12 protein-coding genes are annotated in these 18,332 nt (G+C 66.8%); 3 read left to right on the forward strand and 9 right to left on the reverse strand.

From position 1 onward, the window contains the following. The first annotated feature begins 91 nt into the window (after positions 1–91). Entirely contained in the window at positions 92–958 is an 867-nt protein-coding gene (locus ACIPRS_RS00215; RefSeq protein WP_446537117.1) for a crotonase/enoyl-CoA hydratase family protein, read from the forward strand. Positions 959–1,139: 181 nt separating this feature from the next. Here the strand turns inward: ACIPRS_RS00215 and ACIPRS_RS00220 are convergent, their stop codons facing one another. The 4 genes from ACIPRS_RS00220 to prfB all read right to left on the reverse strand — a co-directional run bounded on the left by ACIPRS_RS00220 (position 1,140) and on the right by prfB (position 7,571). Next, positions 1,140–3,332 (reverse strand): ATP-binding protein, encoded by a 2,193-nt coding sequence (locus ACIPRS_RS00220; RefSeq protein WP_446537118.1) that lies wholly within the window; start codon positions 3,330–3,332, stop codon positions 1,140–1,142. Positions 3,333–3,335: 3 nt separating this feature from the next. Beyond that, a complete protein-coding gene (locus tag ACIPRS_RS00225; RefSeq protein ID WP_225590977.1) occupies positions 3,336–4,421 on the reverse strand; it encodes a response regulator in 1,086 nt (361 codons plus the stop codon). 409 nt (positions 4,422–4,830) lie between these two features. Then, on the reverse strand, positions 4,831–6,342 hold the full coding sequence (gene lysS, locus ACIPRS_RS00230) for a lysine--tRNA ligase (RefSeq protein WP_446537119.1): 1,512 nt from the start codon (positions 6,340–6,342) through the stop codon (positions 4,831–4,833). A gap of 103 nt (positions 6,343–6,445) precedes the next feature. Beyond that, positions 6,446–7,571, reverse strand: a protein-coding gene (prfB, locus tag ACIPRS_RS00235; protein ID WP_446537120.1) for a peptide chain release factor 2 whose coding sequence is annotated in 2 segments (ribosomal slippage) — positions 6,446–7,495 and positions 7,497–7,571 — 1,125 coding nt in all. Because the reading frame shifts where the segments join, the coding sequence is not laid out codon by codon here. An 80-nt stretch (positions 7,572–7,651) separates the two neighbouring features. On the opposite strand from prfB, the gene ACIPRS_RS00240 reads away from it, so the two are divergent. Continuing rightward, a complete protein-coding gene (locus tag ACIPRS_RS00240; protein ID WP_446537121.1) occupies positions 7,652–9,616 on the forward strand; it encodes a diguanylate cyclase domain-containing protein in 1,965 nt (654 codons plus the stop codon). On the opposite strand, the gene ACIPRS_RS00245 is transcribed toward ACIPRS_RS00240, so the two are convergent. Then, positions 9,613–10,497, reverse strand: coding sequence for a LytTR family DNA-binding domain-containing protein (locus ACIPRS_RS00245; RefSeq protein ID WP_446537122.1), 885 nt, complete (start codon positions 10,495–10,497; stop codon positions 9,613–9,615). The two genes, ACIPRS_RS00240 and ACIPRS_RS00245, sit on opposite strands and share 4 nt — an antisense overlap. Before the next feature lie 154 nt (positions 10,498–10,651). Here ACIPRS_RS00245 and ACIPRS_RS00250 point away from each other — a divergent pair, with 154 nt between their 5' ends. After that, positions 10,652–11,863 carry an acyltransferase family protein gene (locus tag ACIPRS_RS00250; RefSeq protein WP_446537123.1) on the forward strand — a complete coding sequence of 404 codons (1,212 nt, stop codon included), beginning with the start codon at positions 10,652–10,654 and terminating at the stop codon, positions 11,861–11,863. A 9-nt stretch (positions 11,864–11,872) separates the two neighbouring features. Here the strand turns inward: ACIPRS_RS00250 and recJ are convergent, their stop codons facing one another. From recJ to carB, 4 genes are read right to left on the reverse strand one after another with little or no spacing between them, the layout of a single operon-like run. Next, positions 11,873–13,597: a single-stranded-DNA-specific exonuclease RecJ gene (gene recJ / locus ACIPRS_RS00255; RefSeq protein ID WP_446537124.1), complete on the reverse strand. Its 1,725-nt coding sequence runs from the start codon at positions 13,595–13,597 to the stop codon at positions 11,873–11,875. Then, positions 13,594–14,547 (reverse strand): phosphoglycerate mutase, encoded by a 954-nt coding sequence (locus ACIPRS_RS00260; protein WP_446537125.1) that lies wholly within the window; start codon positions 14,545–14,547, stop codon positions 13,594–13,596. Before ACIPRS_RS00260 ends, recJ begins: the two co-directional genes overlap by 4 nt. Before the next feature lie 4 nt (positions 14,548–14,551). Continuing rightward, positions 14,552–15,016: a transcription elongation factor GreA gene (gene greA / locus ACIPRS_RS00265; protein ID WP_185742123.1), complete on the reverse strand. Its 465-nt coding sequence runs from the start codon at positions 15,014–15,016 to the stop codon at positions 14,552–14,554. An 8-nt stretch (positions 15,017–15,024) separates the two neighbouring features. Next, positions 15,025–18,270, reverse strand: a complete 3,246-nt coding sequence (gene carB / locus ACIPRS_RS00270; protein WP_446537126.1) for a carbamoyl-phosphate synthase large subunit — start codon at positions 18,268–18,270, stop codon at positions 15,025–15,027. Between the last annotated feature and the right edge of the window lie 62 nt (positions 18,271–18,332).

Raw genomic sequence — 18,332 nt, forward strand, 5'->3', positions numbered from 1 at the left:
GTAGGATCGGCGCGTGATGCCACCTGCGTCACATTAATCCGTCACCCGCTTCCCCTGCCGCGCGGGCAAGAAACCCTCCAAGGAGCTCCTCATGAACAACGTCGAAAAACTGCAGCGCACCCGTGCCTTCCCGACCATCCGCGTCGAATCCGAACCCAGCGGTGATGCCCACTGGCTGTACATGCACTCCGATGCCGCACCCGGCGTGCGTCCGTGCTTCCGCAGCCAGATGCTCGACGATGTGCTGAGCTTCACCAACTCGATCACCCTGCGCGAGTCGCAGCGCCAGCCGGGCAAGCTGCGTCACCTCGTCATCGCGTCGGACGCGAATGCGTTCAACCTTGGCGGCGATCTGGAACTGTTCTCGCAACTGATCCGCGAGAACAACCGCGACCGACTGCTCAGCTACGCGCGCCGCTGCATCGATGGCGTCCACCACCTCAACACCGGCCTCGGCGGCGACGTCCGCACCATCGCGCTGATCCAGGGTGATGCCTTGGGCGGCGGCCTGGAGATCGCGTTGTCCTGCCACACGATCGTGGCCGAAGAAGGCGTGGACATGGGACTGCCGGAAGTACTGTTCGGCCTGTTCCCGGGCATGGGCGCCTACTCCTTCCTGTGCAAGCGCGTGTCGCCGCAGGTCGCCGAGAAGATCATCCTGGAAGGCAACATCTACACCAGCGACGAGCTGTACAGGATGGGCGTGGTCGACGTACTGGTGCCGAAGGGCCAGGGCGCCGGCGCCGTGCAGACGATCATCGACAAGCAGCGTCGTTCACCGCACGCGCATCTGGCGCTGAATGCTTGCCGCAACCTGGCCCAACCCGTGGGTTACGACGAACTGATGGGCATCACCGAAGTGTGGGTGGATACCGCACTGACCCTGGGCGACAAGTCGCTGAAGATGATGGAGCGCATCGTCCGCGCGCAGGAGAAGCGGTCGATCCGCGCCGCCTGAGAGCAGCGTCCGTAGTCTGCTGCAAACACGCAGGGAAAATCAGGGGGTTGAAGCGCGCCTTCGCGCCTTCAAGGGCGAGTCCGGGTCACCGTACTCGCCAGGGACCATCCATCCCGTGGACACCCGACGCGCTGCGTTTCGCCACTGCATGCCATCGCATGAACAGCGGCGGATCCGCGCGTCACGACGAAGTGCCCTCGCCGCCTTTCTCGATGGCACCACGCACCCGTTGCCGCGCATCGAGCGCCGCGCGACCGTGACTCAGGTGCGAGTTGAGCGCCGCCAGGCGGTGCCGCCATTCACGCGTGATCTGCCAATCGGCCAGGCTCATCATCTCGCCTGCGGCTGCAGCAAGCTTCACCAGGCCCAGGTTGCTGGCCACGCCTTTCAGCGCGTGCGCGTGCTCGCGCAGGTGTTCGCCGTCGCCCCGTTCCATCGCATGGGCCATGGCGCCGATGCATCCGTCCGCATCGTTGAGGCATTGCTCGATGAACTCGCGTTCGAAGGCATCCCCCATACCGAGTGCGGTGAGTTCGTCCAGCACGCTGACATCGAGGACACCGTCCGACATTTCCGGACGCACGGGCGCGGCCACCGTCGCGGTCGCGGAGATGCGGCCCGACGTGGCGATGTCCGCCAGCGCATCCAGCAACCGCGTGGCGACCACGGGCTTGGCCAGGAAGGCGCGCGCACCCGCCTGTTCGCAGCGCTGGATCGACTCCGGCGTCACGTCGGCACTGAGGATGAGTACCGGCGTGCGGCTGCCGCTGCCGGCTTCCATCACGCGCAATTGTTTCAGCAGATCCAGGCCGCTCAGGCCGGGCATGTGCAGGTCGCAGATCACCGCGTCGTAAGACGCCGATTCCAGCGCGTCCAGCACTTCTTCACCACCGTTGACGCAGGTGATGCGGTGCCCCGCCTTCTGCAACAGGCGCTGCACGACCATGCGGTTGGCCTCGTGGTCGTCGGCCACCAGGATCTGCATGCTGCGCACGCGTGCACGATGGCGCAGGAACGGATCGGAGAACGCGATGATGTTCTCCGCGCTCGAGGCTTCCGGCTCTTCCTGCAGCCACTCGGCGTGCCCGTGCACCGCCGGCACCATGACCCGTTCGGGCACGGCTTCGAAGGGCAACTCGACCCAGAAGCAGCTGCCCCGTTGCTCATTGCTTTCGAAGCCGATGGTGCCGCCCATCGCCTCGGTCAACCCCTTCGCGATGGTCGTGCCCAGGCCCGTGCCACCGTAGCGCCGCGACAGGCTGCCGTCGGCCTGTTCAAACGCTTCGAACAACCGTTCGCGCAAGGCGACGGGGACACCAATGCCGGTATCGGTGACGGTGAAGCGCAGGCGCATGTGCTGGCCATCCACCATCATCGGTGTGACAGCCACCCGCACCTCGCCCTCATCGGTGAACTTGACCGCGTTGCCGGCAAGGTTGAGCAGCACCTGGCGCAGGTGGCCGGCATCACCGCGCAGCTTCAGCGGGATGGCATCGTCCACGTGTCCTTCGTAACGCACCTGCTTGCCACGCGCCTGCGGCATCAGGATCAGCCCGATGCTCTCCACCAGTTCGCGGGGCGCGAACTCGACCACGTTCAGCTTGACCTTGCCCGCCTCGATGGCGGAAATGTCCAGCACGTCCTCAACCAGACCCAGCAGGGTACGCGTGGAAGCCTGGATGGTGGACAGGCATTCGCGCTGTTCGGCATCCAGCCGGGTGGTCGCCAGCAGTTCCGACATGCCTGCCAGACCATTCAGCGGCGTGCGGAATTCATGACTCATGTTGGCCAGGAACCGGCTCTTCGCCTCGTTCGCACGACGCGCCTCGTCGGTCGCGCGGGTCAGGTCGCGCAGCAGGCCGGACAGGTACATCGGCACGGCGATCAGGCCCAGCACCAGGCCGACGCCCAGGGTCGTGTTGGCGCGCCAGTAGTCGTTCATCGCGACCACGGCCGCGAAGGCGGTGCTGGCCATCGCAACCGCAACCACCAGGTAGCGATTGCCGTAGCGCAGGCCATTGCCCACCGTGATCCACATCAGCACGACGTACGCCCACGAGAGCGGTTCGCCCATGCCGTTCATCGCCGCTGCCAGCAATCCGTAGTCGGCGATCATGCCCAGTCCGCGACGGACGTGGGACTTGCCCGGCTGCACCAGCAGCCAGGCGAAGATGCCGAGACTGTTGACCAGGCCCGACGTGATGATGGTCAGGACGATGGTGTATTCGTCCGCCGGCAGCGCGGTGCGCGAGGACGGCAGCAACGCATAGGTCAGGATGATGGAGATCAGCGCGATCCGGATCAGCGCCTGCCCGTGCTCGCTGTCGCCACGGTGCGCCAGGCGGGACTTGATCCATGCAAGGACATTGGACATGGCTTACTCCATCCCTGGACGGCTCTGCACCGTCGAGTAGCGTTCGCAGATGTCGTCAAGCCGCGCCCGCCCACGGATCAGCGCGTCGACACATGCTGGATCGAACAGGCGACCGCGCTGTGCGTACAGATAAGCCAGCGCCGCGTCCTTCTCCCAGGCCTTCTTGTACGGCCGCGGTGAAATCAACGCATCGAAGACATCCGCAACCGCCACTATCCTCGCTTCCAACGGAATCTGCTCACCCACGAGGCCATCGGGGTAGCCGCTGCCGTCGTAGCGCTCATGGTGGCGCAAGGCGATCAGGGCGCCGGTCTGGATGAAGCGGTTCTGGCTGCCCGACAGCAACTGGTGGCCGATCTTCGGGTGGCGACGCATGACATCGGTTTCTTCGGCCGTCAGCGGACCGGCCTTCATCAGCACCGAATCGGGAATGGCGATCTTGCCCATGTCGTGCAACGGGGCGGCCATCTCGATGGTGCGTACTTCGTCTTCGGGCAGGCCGAGTTGTTCGGCGATCAGACCGGCCACATGGGCCATGCGTTCCAGGTATGCACTGGTGCCGCTGTCGCGATACTCGATGGCACGCGCCAGCCGCGACAGTGTCTCGCGCTCGCGCTCCTCGACCTCGTGCATGCTGGACAGCAGGCGCTGCTCCAGCGAGAGCGCACGCTGCTTGACGTTCTCGGACTGCTGGCGGAGCTGCAGCAGGTTGCGGCAGCGTGCACGGAGTTCTCGCGGACGCACCGGCTTGACCAGGAAGTCGATCACGCCGGCTTCCAGCGCGGCCTGGCGGATGGGCTCATCGCCCACCACGGTGATCAGGATGATCGCGATGTCGCGATGCATCGGCAGCCGGCGGAAGCGCCGCGCGAACTCCAGCCCGTCCATGCCCGGCATGCGGTAGTCGAGCAGCAGCAGGTCGGTGCGGTTCTTCTCGCACCACTCCAGCGCTGCCAGCGGATCGCCGAAATCATGGACGGTCAGCTCGGACGCGATGTCCTCGATGACATGGCGCAGCATCGTGCGCGCAGACGTCTGATCGTCGACGATGACGATATTCAAAGCGTTACCCACCCCTTGTGGCCACATCACGTGGCTGTCGGGCAAGGATACTCCGGCGGTGGCAGCGCTCGCATCTAACATGTCGGCAGTCCTGTTCGGCGGCGCGGACCCGGGCAGGGTCCGTGATCCACGAAGGGAACCGATGCGAATCCCGGGGCCCCCTCCCCTGATCTCTATCGGCGCGGGCGGCGGAAAATTGACCGTCCTGCGTGTGAATCTTCGCAGGAAGCGTGCCAGCCGTGGCCAGGGGGTGTCAGGGCAGAACATGGTGACCTCCGTCACGGAATGAGGCCTTTCCGTCCATCCTTGGCGCGCGGTGGATCAGGGTGGCGCGCCGGAAAACAGCTCCGCCGGCGGCCGGTGGCCCGTCGCTTCATGCAGACGGGAGCCCATTCTGCCCCTGAGCGTCACTCTCTTGACGCTTGGGGCGCCCCCGTCAGCCCTGGCTTTCCGGGCGCATGTAGGGGAACAGCAGTACGTCACGGATGGAGTCCGAACCGGTCAGCAGCATCACCAAGCGATCGATGCCGATGCCCAGCCCGCCTGTCGGCGGCAGGCCGACCTCCAGTGCCCGGATGTAATCAGCGTCGAAGTGCATGGCTTCATCGTCTCCCCCCTCCTTCGCCTGGACCTGGGCCATGAAGCGCGCCGCCTGGTCCTCCGGGTCATTGAGCTCGGAGAACCCGTTGGCGAGCTCCTTGCCGTTGATGAACAGCTCGAAGCGGTCGGTGTAACCGGGGTCGTTGTCGTTGGCGCGGGCCAGCGGCGACACCTCGACCGGGTGGTCGGTGATGAAGGTCGGCTGGACGAGGGTGTGTTCCACGGTCTTCTCGAAGATCTCCAGCAACAGCTTGCCCCAGCCATAGGATGGCTTGACGTGGATCTTCAGGCGCTCGCAGTGGCGGGCCAGCGCGTCGCGGTCGGTACAGTCGGCGGCGCTGATCTCGGGGTTGTGGTGGCGCACGGCCTCGTCCATGCGCCAGCGGCGGAACGCCGGCTCCAGGTCGATGTCCTGGCCGTCCCACGCCACCTGGCCGGTGCCCAGCACCTCGTGCGCCACGTCGCGGATGACGCCCTCGGTCAGGTCCATGATCTCGGTATACGTGGCGTAGGCCTCGTACAGCTCGAGCATGGTGAATTCCGGGTTGTGCCGCGTGCTGACGCCCTCGTTGCGGAAGTTGCGGTTGATCTCGTACACGCGCTCCAGTCCGCCGACCACCAGCCGCTTCAGGTAGAGCTCGGGCGCGACGCGCAGGTACAGGTCCAGATCCAGCGCGTTGTGGTGCGTGGTGAAGGGCTTGGCTGCGGCGCCGCCGGGGATGTAATGCATCATCGGCGTTTCAACTTCCAGGAAGCGGCGCGCGTCCAGCCATTCGCGGATCGCGCGGATGATGCGCGAGCGCTTGATGAAGACATCGCGCGCCTCGGGCGTGACGATCAGGTCCACATAGCGCTGGCGGTAGCGCTGTTCCACGTCGGACAGGCCGTGCCACTTGTCCGGCAACGGACGCAGCGCCTTGGTCAGCAGGCGGAAGGCATCGGCCTTCACGGACAGCTCGCCGGTACGGGTCCGTGTCAGCCCTCCTTCCACGCCCACGATGTCGCCGATGTCCCACCCCTTGAACGCATCGTAGGTCTCGCCCAGCGCATTGGACTGCAGGAACAGCTGGATGCGCCCGGATTCGTCCTGGATCTGGACGAAGCTGGCCTTGCCCATCACCCGCTTGGCCATCATGCGTCCGGCGAGCTTCACGCGCCGGCCGCCGCCTTCGAGCGCCTCTCCGGTCCAGAGCTCCGGGTCCTGGTATTGCACCTGCAGATCGCCCGCGTAGTCGGTGCGACGGAAGTCATTGGGGAACGCGATGCCCTGCCCGCGCAACGCCGCCAGTTTGGCGCGGCGCTCGGCGATGAGGCTGTTCTCGTCCTGCGGAAGGGTGTGGTCTGTCATGGGTCGTGTCGTGTTCTGGAGCGTGGGAGCGACGTGAGTCGCGAACGAGTGCCGGAGAAGAGCCCGCGACTTGCGTCGCTCCCACGGGTGACTCGTGGGCGGATCAGGCGTCGATGCGTTTCGAACCCGCTTCCAGGCCCGATTTCAGGCTGGCCTCGACGAACTCGTCCAGATCGCCGTCCAGCACTTTCTGCGTGTCCGAACGCTCCACGCCGGTGCGCAGGTCCTTGATGCGGCTCTGGTCCAGCACGTAGTTGCGGATCTGGCTGCCCCAGCCGATGTCGGACTTGGTGGCTTCCACCGCGTCGCGTTCGGCGTTGCGCTTCTGGATTTCCAGCTCGTACAGCTTGGCGGCCAGCATCTTCATCGCGTTATCGCGGTTCTGGTGCTGGCTGCGGCCGGTCTGGCAGGCCACCACTATCCCGGTGGGCACGTGGGTGATGCGTACCGCCGATTCGGTCTTGTTGACGTGCTGGCCACCGGCACCGGATGAGCGGTAAACGTCGGTCCTCAGGTCGGCCGGATTGATGTCGATGTCGATGTTGTCGTCGACTTCCGGCGACACGAACACCGAGGTGAAGCTGGTATGGCGGCGGTTGTCGGAGTCGAACGGCGACTTGCGCACCAGGCGGTGCACGCCGGTCTCGGTCTTCAGCCAGCCGTAGGCGAAATCGCCCTCCACGCGCAGCGTGGCGGACTTGATGCCGGCCACGTCACCGCCGCTGGCTTCCATCAGCTCGGTCTTCCAGCCGCGCGACTCGCACCAGCGCAGGTACATGCGCAGCAGGATTTCCGCCCAGTCCTGCGCCTCGGTGCCGCCGGCGCCGGCCTGGATGTCGACGAAGGCGTTGGAGGCGTCCATCTTGCCCGAGAACATGCGCTGGAATTCCAGCTTGTCCACGTGCGAGGCGTAGCGCTCCACGTCGGCTACCACGGCCTGCGCGGTGTCCTCGTCGTTTTCCATTTCGGCCAGCTCCAGCAGTTCGGAGCCGCCGGCCAGGCCTTCCTCGATCTCGCGGATGCCGTTGACCGTCTTGTCGAGCAGGGAACGTTCGCGCCCCAACTGCTGTGCGTATTCGGGGTTGTTCCAGATATCCGGGCTTTCCAGCTCGCGGTTCACTTCTTCCAGGCGTTCGTGCTTGGAATCGTAGTCAAAGATACCCCCGGAGCGAGGCCAGCCTGTCTTGCAGGTCGGCGATGCGCTGGCGGATGGGATTCAGCTCGATCATGGGGTGCGTGGCAGGGATGCGGAATCGGTCGGGAAGGATACCAGAGCGGTGCGCCGCGCCGGCTGCGGAACGGTTCTTGCATGACATCCGGTGCCCTGCCCAGAGTCGCCGCCGGCATGACCACCCACATCGCACCGTCCGCATCGCTGCTGTCCGGCCTGCTCGGCCTGGCGCTGGTGTTCGCCTTCTCCGTGGCCTGTGCCGGCGACGCGCCGACGGCGCCCGTGGCCGACCGTGCGAACCAGGTCGGCCAGTGCCTGAAACTGAGGCGCGACGAACCTGCCAGGGCGGTGGTGCTGGCGAGCGCGCTGCTGCAAGCGAAAGACCTGAACGTCGAGGATGAACTCAAGACGCTGAGTTGCCTGGGCATCGCCGCCGGCCTGAGCGGTGAGCCGGAGCGGGCGATCAGCGCCGCCGAGCGGATGGAACGGCGCGTCGATGAAACGCCCTCGCTCGCACCCGCGCTGCGGATGCGCGCGTATTCGCAGATCGGGTCGATCTACCAGGGCGCCGGCCACATCCGCGCCGCGGAGGCCGCGTACCTCCGTGCCTACGACGTCTCTTCGCGGCTCGACGAACGCGATGCCGGGCTGGTGCAGGCCGCCACGCTCAACAATATCGGGCTGATCCATGCCGACTATCTGGCCTCGCCCGAGGTGGCCGACGGGTACTACCTCAAAGCCCTGGCCGCAGCGGCCAGCGTGGGCCTGGAAGACCCCCTGATCGTGCACAACCATGCGCTCAACCTGGTCGCGCTGGAGCGCGATGCAGACGCCATGGAAACGATCGACGCCGGTGAAGCCATGGCCCAGCGCCAGCAGGCCCATACCGTGGTGCATCGCCTGCGCAGCGAGCGTGCAGGCCTGTGGATCCGGCAGGGGCAATTGGAACGGGCCCGGCCGGTGCTGGCGGCAGCCATCCGCGAACAGGCGAGGAACAGGGACCTGCCCGGGCAGGCGGGCTCGCTTGCGAAACTGTCGGTCCTGCAGCGCAAGGCCGGTGAACGCATGCAGGCGCTGGAGACCGCGCGCGCAGCCTGGGCCCTGGTGGACGACCAGCCACAGCCGCAGAAGCAGCGCGAAGTGCTGCTCGCGTGGATGGCGGCGCATGCCGCGCTGGGGCAAGCGGAGCAGGCACTGGCGGTGGGTGCCCGCCTGCACGGATTGGAGATGGAAGCGCTGAGGCATCAGCGGCTGGAGTTGCTGGCCGACCTGCAGGCGCGGAGCGAGAGCGCACAGGCCCAGCGCGAACTGGAGCAGATGCGTCACCAGGCACAGATCCGCGTGCTGAATGACGAGAAATCCGCGCTGTTGCGTCGTGCGGGCGTGACGCTGATGACCCTGCTGGTGCTGGCAGGTGTCGGCTTCGGCCTGTTGCAGCGTCGCAAGAACCGGCAGCTGCGCAAGGTCAGTGCCACTGATCCCCTGACCGGCCTGCGCAATCGCCGCGCCGCCACGGAGTCGCTGAAGGCCATGTCGTTGCAGCGGCCCGCCGCCGGTACGCGCCATGTGCTGTTCCTCATCGATATCGACCACTTCAAGCAGGTCAACGATGGTCATGGTCACCACGCCGGCGACCAGGTGCTGGTGGCGCTCTCGCGCCAGCTGCGCGAACTGGGGCGTGCGGACGACGTCATCGCCCGCTGGGGTGGCGAGGAGTTCCTGATGGCGTGCGCGGACCTGACCGAAGCCCAGGCCTGCGCGGTGGCGGCGCGCGTGCAGGAAACACTGTGCGATACGCACGAGTTGGCGCCAGGCCAGCGCTGGCCACTGACCGTCTCGCTGGGCTTCGCCCCTTTCCCGTTCTTCGACAACACCACAGGCGGTTGGGACTACGCGCTGCGCATGGCCGACCGCGCCCTGTATGCGGCCAAGGACCGCCGCAACGCCTGGGCCGGATTGTGGGGACGCACGCTCCCACCCGGCGTCGCCCTGCAAGCGCTGCTGGAGGAGCCTGAAGGCGCGGTCCGCAGCGGTGCCATCGAACTGGTGGCCAGCTACGCCGTGGAACGTCTGCCGCGCGTGCCGGCGATCCGCGCCGCCTAGGCGGCTTCGGCCCCGGTCCGCTGACGCAGGTCCTGTCGGTAGCGGCGGCTGCACGGCAGCGCGCTGCCATCCTTCATGTGCACGCGCGCATCACCGGTGTCCAGCGGCTCGATCGAGGCCACCTGGTCCAGGCTGACGATGTAGCTGCGGTGGATGCGGGTGAAACGGCGTGGATCCAGGCGGGTCTCGATGCCGGCGATCGTGCTCCGCAACGGGTAGTCGTGGCCGCGTACCCGCAGATTGACGTAGTTGCCTGCGGCCTGCAGCCACTCGATATCGTTGGCCGCCACCAGGAACTCGCGGCCCAGCTTGCGCACCAGGAAGCGCTCCGGGCGGTCCACCGGCTCCAGCGGCGGACCTTCGTCCGGCTCGGCCAGCAGGCTGGCTTCACCCTGCCAGCGGCGCAGCAGGAAGCGGTAGCCTTCCACCAGTACGACGATCGTGGCGAAGCTGCGGATATCCTTCAGGTACTCATAGACCAGTTCGCGAGGCCAGGGGCCGAACTCGTAGGTCATGCCCTGGCTGCGGTAGGCCATCACGCGCAGCGCGACCATGCCGGCGACGTGGATGATGCAGACCACGATGCTCGCCAGCAGGTACTCGGGTATCCGCCGGCGCCAGTTTTCCCAATGCAGCGGGAAGCGTCGGGTGTACCAGGCGATCGCCGGTATCAGGACCAGCAGCCACACCAGCGCACTGCTCGCTTCCCAGACGGCCGGCTCCCAGGCCTCCACGCCGGAGCCCTGCCGCCGCATGTCGATCAGCGTGGTCATGCTGTTGCCGATGCAGTTGGCGCCGATCATCGCCACCCAGAACCCGATCTCCACCCATCGCCGCCAGGGCAGATAGCGTTCGTAGGTGGGTGGGGACCGTTCCATCATGCGCGCATTCTAGCCCGCGCCTCCCGCAACACCGCCGCCACTCGTCCCTTGCTTCCCTCGATTGGCCCCTGCCCCTCCACCACGCGTCCCTTCGCGATGGCGTGCACACGCACGGCGCCCGACGCTGGCCGCCTTGCCGATGAAGGAGAGCACCATGCAACGTCGCCACGATCTGGACTGGGTCCGCGTCTGCGCCTTCGGGCTGCTGGTGCTCTACCACGTGGGCATGTACTACGTGACCTGGGACTGGCACGTGAAAAGCCCCGGCGCCAGCCACGCGCTGGAACCGTTCATGATGCTCAGCTCCCCCTGGCGACTGTCGCTGCTGTTCCTGGTGTCCGGCTGCGCCACGGCGTTCCTGCTCGGCAAGGCGCGGCAGGCCGCCGATGCTGCCGGTGGCCGGATGCGCTTTCTTGGGACCCGTTCGTGGCGGCTGCTGGTGCCGCTTGTCTTCGGCATGCTGGTGATCGTGCCGCCGCAGTCCTACTACGAGGTGGTCGAACAGTTGCCTGGCGGCTACCACGAGGGCTACCTGGCGTTCTACGCGCGCTACCTGACCGGTCATGACGGCTTCTGCGATGCCGACGGCTGCCTGGAGGTCCCGACATGGAACCATCTGTGGTTCGTCGCCTACCTGTGGGTCTACACCGTTGCACTGTGGCTGCTCTGGAAGCTCGTGCCCCGCGCCATCAATGCAGCGGAGCGCCACTTGGGCCGCTGGCTTTCCGGCATCGGCGTGCTGGCCGGTCCCGTCCTGTTCCTCGGCGTGGCACGTGTGCTGATGATCGGCCGCTTCGAGCAGACGCACGCCCTGGTGGACGACTGGTACAACCATGTGCAGTACTTCGGCGTGTTCCTGCTCGGCTTCCTCATCGCCCGTGCGGACGGGGTGTGGGATGCCATCGAACGCCAGCGCTGGCCAGCCCTCGTTGCCTGGCTGCTCAGCTGGGCCGGGCTGGTCGCCTATTTCGCGCATTTTGCCGACGCGGCACCGCCCGACTGGGCACGCATGGGGATGCGGATGGCCTGGGGCCTGAACCAGTGGTGCGCCATCGTGGCGGTACTGGGTTTCGCCCGGCACTGGCGTCCTGCCGACAACCGTGCGCTGCGCTATCTGGTGCCGGCGGTATTTCCCGTCTACATCCTGCATCAGACGGTGACCGTGGTCGTCGCCCACCAGCTGAAACCGTTGGCGATACCGCCGATGGTGGAAGGTCCCTTGCTGGTGGCGATCACCTTCGCCGCGTGCTTCGCCGGCTATGAAGTGATCCGCCGCGCGGGATGGCTGCGGCCCTTGTTCGGACTGAAGCGTGCCGGCGAAGTGCCGTCCCGCAATCCGGAGCCCCTGGCCTGGCCGGAGCGCTGATCGGCGCCCTCAATCGGCCGGTTGCCAGTGCCGGACCAGCAACTGGATGCCGCGACGGTTCTGCCAGTCGTCGGTGTCCAGCTGATAGGCGGCCTGGATGCGGGAAGGCGGTGGCTGGTCGTGCCACCCGTTGAACTGGATCGCGTTCAACGGTGTGGCCTGTCCGCGCAGGCGCAACGAGAACTTCAGGTGCTTCTCGCCCACCACGCGCCAGTCCAGCACGTCGAACACGCCATCGAACATGGGTTCCGGGAATCCCTGCCCCCATGGCCCCGCGCCACGCAGTGCTTCCGCGTGCATGCGGTCCAGTTCGCCGGGCTGGAGTTCGCCGTCACTCAGGAGTTCTTCCTGCAGCAAGGCGTCGTCGAGCATCGCGGCGGCATGGCGGTGGAAGGCGTCACGGAACACCGGCAGTGCACTTTCATCGAGCGACAGCCCCGCCGCCATCGCATGGCCGCCGAAGCGCTGCATCAGGCCGGGGTTCGCAGTGTCGATGGCCGCCAGCGCGTCGCGGATGTGGAAGCCGGGAATCGAGCGCGCCGACCCGCGCAGCGTGGTGCTGCCCGGCTCTGCGGGTGCGAAGGCCACGACCGGGCGATGCAGGCGTTCCTTCATCTTCGAGGCGACCAGGCCCACCACGCCGGGATGCCATTCCGGATCGAACAGGCACGGGGCGAGCGGCACCTGCCCGCCTTCCGCGACATCGATGCGCGCGAGCGCGGCCTGCGCCTCATCCACCATCTGCTGCTGCACGCCACGACGCTCGGCATTGATGCCTTCCAGAACGCGCGCCATCTCTTCGGCCTGCGTGGCATCGTCGGTCAGCAGGCAGGCGATGCCGAGGGCCATGTCCTCCAGCCGTCCGGCCGCATTCAACCGTGGCGCGATGGCGAAACCGATGTCGGCTGCGGTCAGGCGCGCCGGCTCGCGGCCCGCCACGCGCATCAGTGCCTGCAGGCCCGCACACGCCTGCCCGGCCCGCAGCCGGCGCAAGCCTGCGCCGACCAGGGCGCGGTTGTTCGCATCCAGCGGCACGAGATCGGCCACGGTACCCACGGCGACCAGATCCAGCAGCGTGGAGAGATCCGGCCCCGCGCCGTCGAACGTGCCCCGTTCGCGCAGGAGCCGTCGCAACGCCAGCAGCACGTAGAACATCACCCCGACACCGGCCAGCACCTTGCTGGGAAACGGGTCATCGCGCAGGTTCGGATTGACGATGGCATCGGCCGGCGGCAAGGCGTCGCCGGGCAGGTGGTGGTCGGTGACAAGCACTTGCCAGCCCCGCGACTTCGCCGCCGCGATGCCGGCATGGCATGCGATGCCGTGATCGACCGTGACGAGCAGGTCGGGTTGCAGTGCGGCGAGTTCATCCACCAGCGAGGGCGACAATCCGTAGCCATGCACCATGCGGTTGGGCACCGCAGGCGTCACGTGCCGCGCGCCAAGCAGGCGCAGGCCGCGCACGCCGACCGCGCACGCCGTGGCGCCATCGCAATCGAAGTCGCCCACGATGACGATGTGCCGGTCCTGCGCGATCGCATCGGCGAGCAACGCGGTGGCGCCGCCAAGGCCCCCGAGCTGGTCGGGTGGCAGCAACTGCGCCAGGCGTGGTTGCGCCTGGTCCATCGAGAGTGCACCGCGGGCTTCGTAGAGGCGTTGCAGGAGCAACGGCACACCCTCGGGCCACTGACCATTCGCCGCGATGGTCCGACGGCGGATCCTGGGCGAGGTCATGCCGGAACGTGGTCCGGGCGTAGCGTGTCCAGGCGTTGCATCGGGCGGCGCCAGAGGCGCCAGCGTTGCTCGCGGCGCAGCGCGAACAGCGCGCCATCCTCGAAATCCAGGGTCAGCACGTCCAGCTCGCGCTTGTGCAGGGCGTCCAGCAGGGGCTGCAGTGCGTCACGGCACAGCAGATCCAGGTTGCGCAGATGACGCAGATCGATCAGCGCATCCACGCCGCCCTCCCCGCTCGCGTGCACAGGTTCCACCCCGGCCGCATGCGCCAGCGACTGCAAAAGCACATCGTTGCCTTTGACCTGGCGGAAACCGGTGCGTACGAAGTCCGGGAGCACGCCGCCGCCCCAGAACCACAGCGAGTTCACCGGCGGCTTGCCCTGCGCGACGCGCTGTGCGTTCCAGGGATGGTTGTGCAGCAGCACCTGCGCTTCGCTGAGCAGGGCACGCCAACGGCGGCCCGCTTCGCCTTCCGGCAGGTGCGCGAACAGATCGTCGCCCAGCACGTCATTCACCGGCGCGAACACCGGGAGTTTCGCCTCGGGCGGCAGGCGCAGGTACCAGCGGGCGGGATCCGGTGCGTCCAGCAGCATGCCGGCATCGCCGAACAGCGGCTTCAGTGCGGGCAGCAACTGCGCGGTGTCTTCGTCGCCCAGCGCCAGCGCCTCGCCATACGCCAGCATGCGCGCACCGTTCATGTCGGGCGAGACGCGCGCAGGATCGGCACGCAGCCACAACGCGCCGGCGGCATCCCGTGCGTCGCGCTGGCGCGTCAGGGCTGCGACCGGCCAATGGTCCGGCACCAACTGGAAGTGGCGCCGCAGCTGCGCATGCTCGCCCGCCTCACCGGCCGCGCGATCCGCGCGCCCCAGCGCCCGCGCCACATCGGCCGGCAGTGCCTGTCCCACCAGGCGGGTACGCGGAGGCAACAGCAGCGTGGCCTGCGCCATCGGCTCAGTCTGCGTAGGAAACGCTGACGATTTCGTATTCGCGCTGGCCGGCAGGCGCGTCTATCGTGACGCTGTCGCCTTCGTGCTTGCCGATCAGCGCTCGGGCCAGCGGCGAGGAGATCGCGATCAGGCCCAGCTTGATGTCCGCCTCGAGGTCGCCGACCACCTGGTAGCGCTTTTCTTCATCGGTGTCGACATCGGCCAGCACCACGCGGGCGCCGAACACAATGCGCGTGCCGGCGTTGAGCTTGCTGACGTCGATGATCTCGGCGTGCGACAGCTCGCCTTCCAGCTGCTTGATGCGGCCTTCGATGAAGCCCTGCTGCTCGCGGGCGGCATGGTATTCGGCGTTTTCCTTCAGGTCACCGTGCGCGCGCGCTTCGGCGATGGCGGTGATCACTTCCGGCCGCTTCACCGTCTTCAGCAGATCCAGTTCCTGGCGCAGGCGCTGCGCGCCCTGCATGGTCAATGGGGCTCTCACCCTTGAAGCTCCTTGTGCAGTTCCTGCAACGCCAGCACCGGGCCCGTGCCACGGTATTCCAGCGAATGCACCAGCGCCTTGGCGCCGGCAACGGTGGTTGAGTAGGTGACGCGGTGCTGCAACGCCTCGCGCCGGATCGAGAAGGAGTCGGCAATGGCCTGGCGTCCTTCCGTCGTGTTGACGATATACACGATCTCGCCGTTCTTGATCAGGTCCACCACGTGCGGACGGCCCTCGACCACCTTGTTCACCTGCTCGCAGTCGATGCCGCGCTCACGCAGCCATGCGGCGGTCCCGGCGGTGGCCACGATGCTGTAACCGCGGCCGACCAGCTCCTGCGCCACCGGCAGCACGCGCTTCTTGTCCGGGTCGCGTACCGAGATGAAAACCTTGCCGACCGGCGGCGCCTTGATGCCACCTGCTTCCTGCGCGCGCGCCATGGCGGCACCGAAGCTGCGGCCCACGCCCATGACTTCGCCGGTGGAACGCATTTCCGGGCCCAGGATCGGGTCCACGCCCTGGAACTTGGCGAACGGGAAAATCGCCTCCTTCACCGAGTAGTAGTCCGGCACGATCTCCCGGGTGGCGCCCTGCCCGGCCAGCGTCTTGCCGGCCATGCAGCGGGCCGCGATCTTGGCCAGCGGCATGCCGGTGGCCTTGGACACGAACGGCACCGTACGCGAGGCGCGCGGGTTCACTTCCAGCAGGTAGACGATGTCGTCACCGCCATCCTCGGCGGCCTGGATGGCAAACTGGGTGTTCATCAGGCCGACGACCTTCAGTGCCTTGGCCAGTTCCACCACCTGCCGGCGCAGTTCGTCCTGCGTCTTGGCCGACAGCGAGTACGGCGGCAGCGAGCAGGACGAATCGCCCGAGTGCACGCCCGCCTCCTCGATGTGCTCCATCACGCCACCGATCAGCACGTTGCCTTCCGGGTCGGCGATGATGTCCACGTCCACTTCCACCGCATTGTCGAGGAAGCGGTCGAGCAGCACCGGCGAATCGTTGGAGACCTTGACCGCGTCGCGCACGTAGCGGGCCAGGTCGGATTCGCCATAGACGATCTCCATCGCGCGTCCGCCCAGCACATACGACGGACGCACCACCAGCGGATAGCCGATTTCGCGGGCCAGCAGCAGGGCTTCCTGGTCGTTCCGGGCGATGCGGTTCGGCGGCTGCTTCAGGCCCAGCCTGTCGACCAGTTGCTGGAAACGCTCGCGGTCTTCGGCCAGGTCGATGGAGTCCGGCGACGTGCCGATGATCGGCACGCCATTGGCTTCCAGGGCCTGCGCCAGCTTCAGCGGGGTCTGCCCGCCGTACTGCACGATCACGCCCTTGGGCTGCTCCAGTTCGACGATCGCCAGCACGTCTTCCAGCGTGAGCGGCTCGAAATACAGGCGGTCCGAGGTGTCGTAGTCGGTGGACACGGTTTCCGGATTGCAGTTGACCATGATGGTCTCGAATCCGTCCTCGCGCAGCGCGAGCGCTGCATGCACGCAGCAGTAGTCGAACTCGATGCCCTGCCCGATCCGGTTCGGGCCACCGCCCAGGATCATGATCTTGTCGCGGTTGGTCGGCTCGGCCTCGCACTCGTCCTCGTAGGTCGAATACAGGTACGCGGTGCTGGTGGCGAACTCGGCCGCGCACGAGTCCACGCGCTTGTAGACAGGCTTCACCCCCAGCGCCTTGCGCAGCACGCGCACGGCGGTCTCATTCGTGTTCGCCAGTTGCGCCAGGCGCGCATCCGAGAAACCCATGCGCTTGAGATGGCGCATGCGCGCCTTGTCCAGCGAGCCGAGCCCATCGGTGGCCAGTTGCTGCTCGGCGGCGATGATCTCTTCCATCTGGTCGAGGAACCACGGATCGATGAACGACAGCGCGTGCACCTGCTCCACGGTCATGCCGGCCCGGAAGGCGTCGGCGACATGGAACAGACGCTCCGGGCCGGGGGCCTTCAGTTCGCGCCGCAGCGTGGTCAGGTCGTCTTCGCTGGCGAGGTCCAGGCCGGTCGGATCGAGCCCGACCTTGCCGGTTTCCAGGCCGCGCAACGCCTTCTGCAGCGATTCCTGGAAGGTGCGGCCCATCGCCATCACCTCGCCCACCGACTTCATCTGCGTGGTCAGGCGTGCGTCGGCCTGCGGGAACTTCTCGAACGCGAAGCGCGGGATCTTGGTGACCACGTAGTCGATGGCCGGCTCGAACGACGCCGGGGTGAGGCCACCGGTGATCTCGTTCTTCAGTTCATCCAGCGTGTAACCCACGGCCAGCTTGGCCGCGACCTTGGCGATCGGGAAGCCGGTAGCCTTCGAGGCCAGCGCGGACGAACGCGACACGCGCGGATTCATCTCGATGACGACCACGCGGCCCGTCTGTGCATTGATGCCGAACTGCACGTTCGAGCCACCGGTATCCACGCCGATCTTGCGCAGCACCGCGATGGAGGCATCGCGCAGGCGCTGGTACTCCTTGTCGGTCAGGGTCTGCGCGGGTGCGACCGTGATGCTGTCGCCGGTGTGCACGCCCATCGGGTCAAGGTTCTCGATGGAGCAGACGATGATGCAGTTGTCCGCCGTGTCGCGGACCACTTCCATCTCGAATTCCTTCCATCCCAGCACCGATTCCTCCACCAGCACCTCGGTGGTCGGCGACAGTTCCAGGCCGCGGGTGACGATGTCGATCAGCTCTTCGCGGTTGTAGGCGATGCCGCCGCCGCTGCCGCCCAGGGTGAAGCTGGGGCGGATGATGGTGGGATAGCCGACGCGGGTCTGGATCTCCAGCGCTTCTTCCAGCGTGTGGGCCACGGCGGCTTTCGGACATTCCAGTCCGATCTCGCCCATCGCCACGCGGAACAGCTCGCGATCCTCGGCCATGCGGATGGCTTCGCGCTTGGCGCCGATCAGTTCGACGCCGTATTTCTCCAGCACGCCGTTGTCGGCCAGATCCAGTGCGCAGTTCAGCGCGGTCTGGCCACCCATGGTCGGCAGCAGCGCGTCGGGCTTCTCCTTGGCGATGATCTTCTCGACCGTCTGCCAGTTGATCGGCTCAATGTAGACCGCGTCCGCCATTTCCGGGTCGGTCATGATGGTCGCCGGATTGCTGTTGACCAGCACCACCCGGTATCCCTCTTCGCGCAGCGCCTTGCACGCCTGCGCGCCGGAATAATCGAACTCGCAGGCCTGGCCGATGACGATCGGGCCTGCGCCGATGATCAGGATGGTTTTAAGGTCGTTGCGCTTGGGCATGGGAATCTACTTCTCGGATTGTGTGGGGCCGCCGCCCTGGGCATCTGCTCCAGGGGCGCGTC

It is taken from the genome of Pseudoxanthomonas sp. LARHCG66 (genome assembly GCF_052871755.1).

Coding starts and splice junctions, on each gene's coding strand:
- ACIPRS_RS00250 (WP_446537123.1), top strand. CDS start 10,652: ATGCAACGTCGCCACGATCTGGACTGGGTCCGCGTCTGCGCCTTCGGG.
- lysS (WP_446537119.1), bottom strand. CDS start 6,342: ATGACAGACCACACCCTTCCGCAGGACGAGAACAGCCTCATCGCCGAG.
- carB (WP_446537126.1), bottom strand. CDS start 18,270: ATGCCCAAGCGCAACGACCTTAAAACCATCCTGATCATCGGCGCAGGC.
- ACIPRS_RS00220 (WP_446537118.1), bottom strand. CDS start 3,332: ATGTCCAATGTCCTTGCATGGATCAAGTCCCGCCTGGCGCACCGTGGC.
- ACIPRS_RS00225 (WP_225590977.1), bottom strand. CDS start 4,421: ATGTGGCCACAAGGGGTGGGTAACGCTTTGAATATCGTCATCGTCGAC.
- ACIPRS_RS00260 (WP_446537125.1), bottom strand. CDS start 14,547: ATGGCGCAGGCCACGCTGCTGTTGCCTCCGCGTACCCGCCTGGTGGGA.
- ACIPRS_RS00240 (WP_446537121.1), top strand. CDS start 7,652: ATGACATCCGGTGCCCTGCCCAGAGTCGCCGCCGGCATGACCACCCAC.
- ACIPRS_RS00245 (WP_446537122.1), bottom strand. CDS start 10,497: ATGATGGAACGGTCCCCACCCACCTACGAACGCTATCTGCCCTGGCGG.
- recJ (WP_446537124.1), bottom strand. CDS start 13,597: ATGACCTCGCCCAGGATCCGCCGTCGGACCATCGCGGCGAATGGTCAG.
- ACIPRS_RS00215 (WP_446537117.1), top strand. CDS start 92: ATGAACAACGTCGAAAAACTGCAGCGCACCCGTGCCTTCCCGACCATC.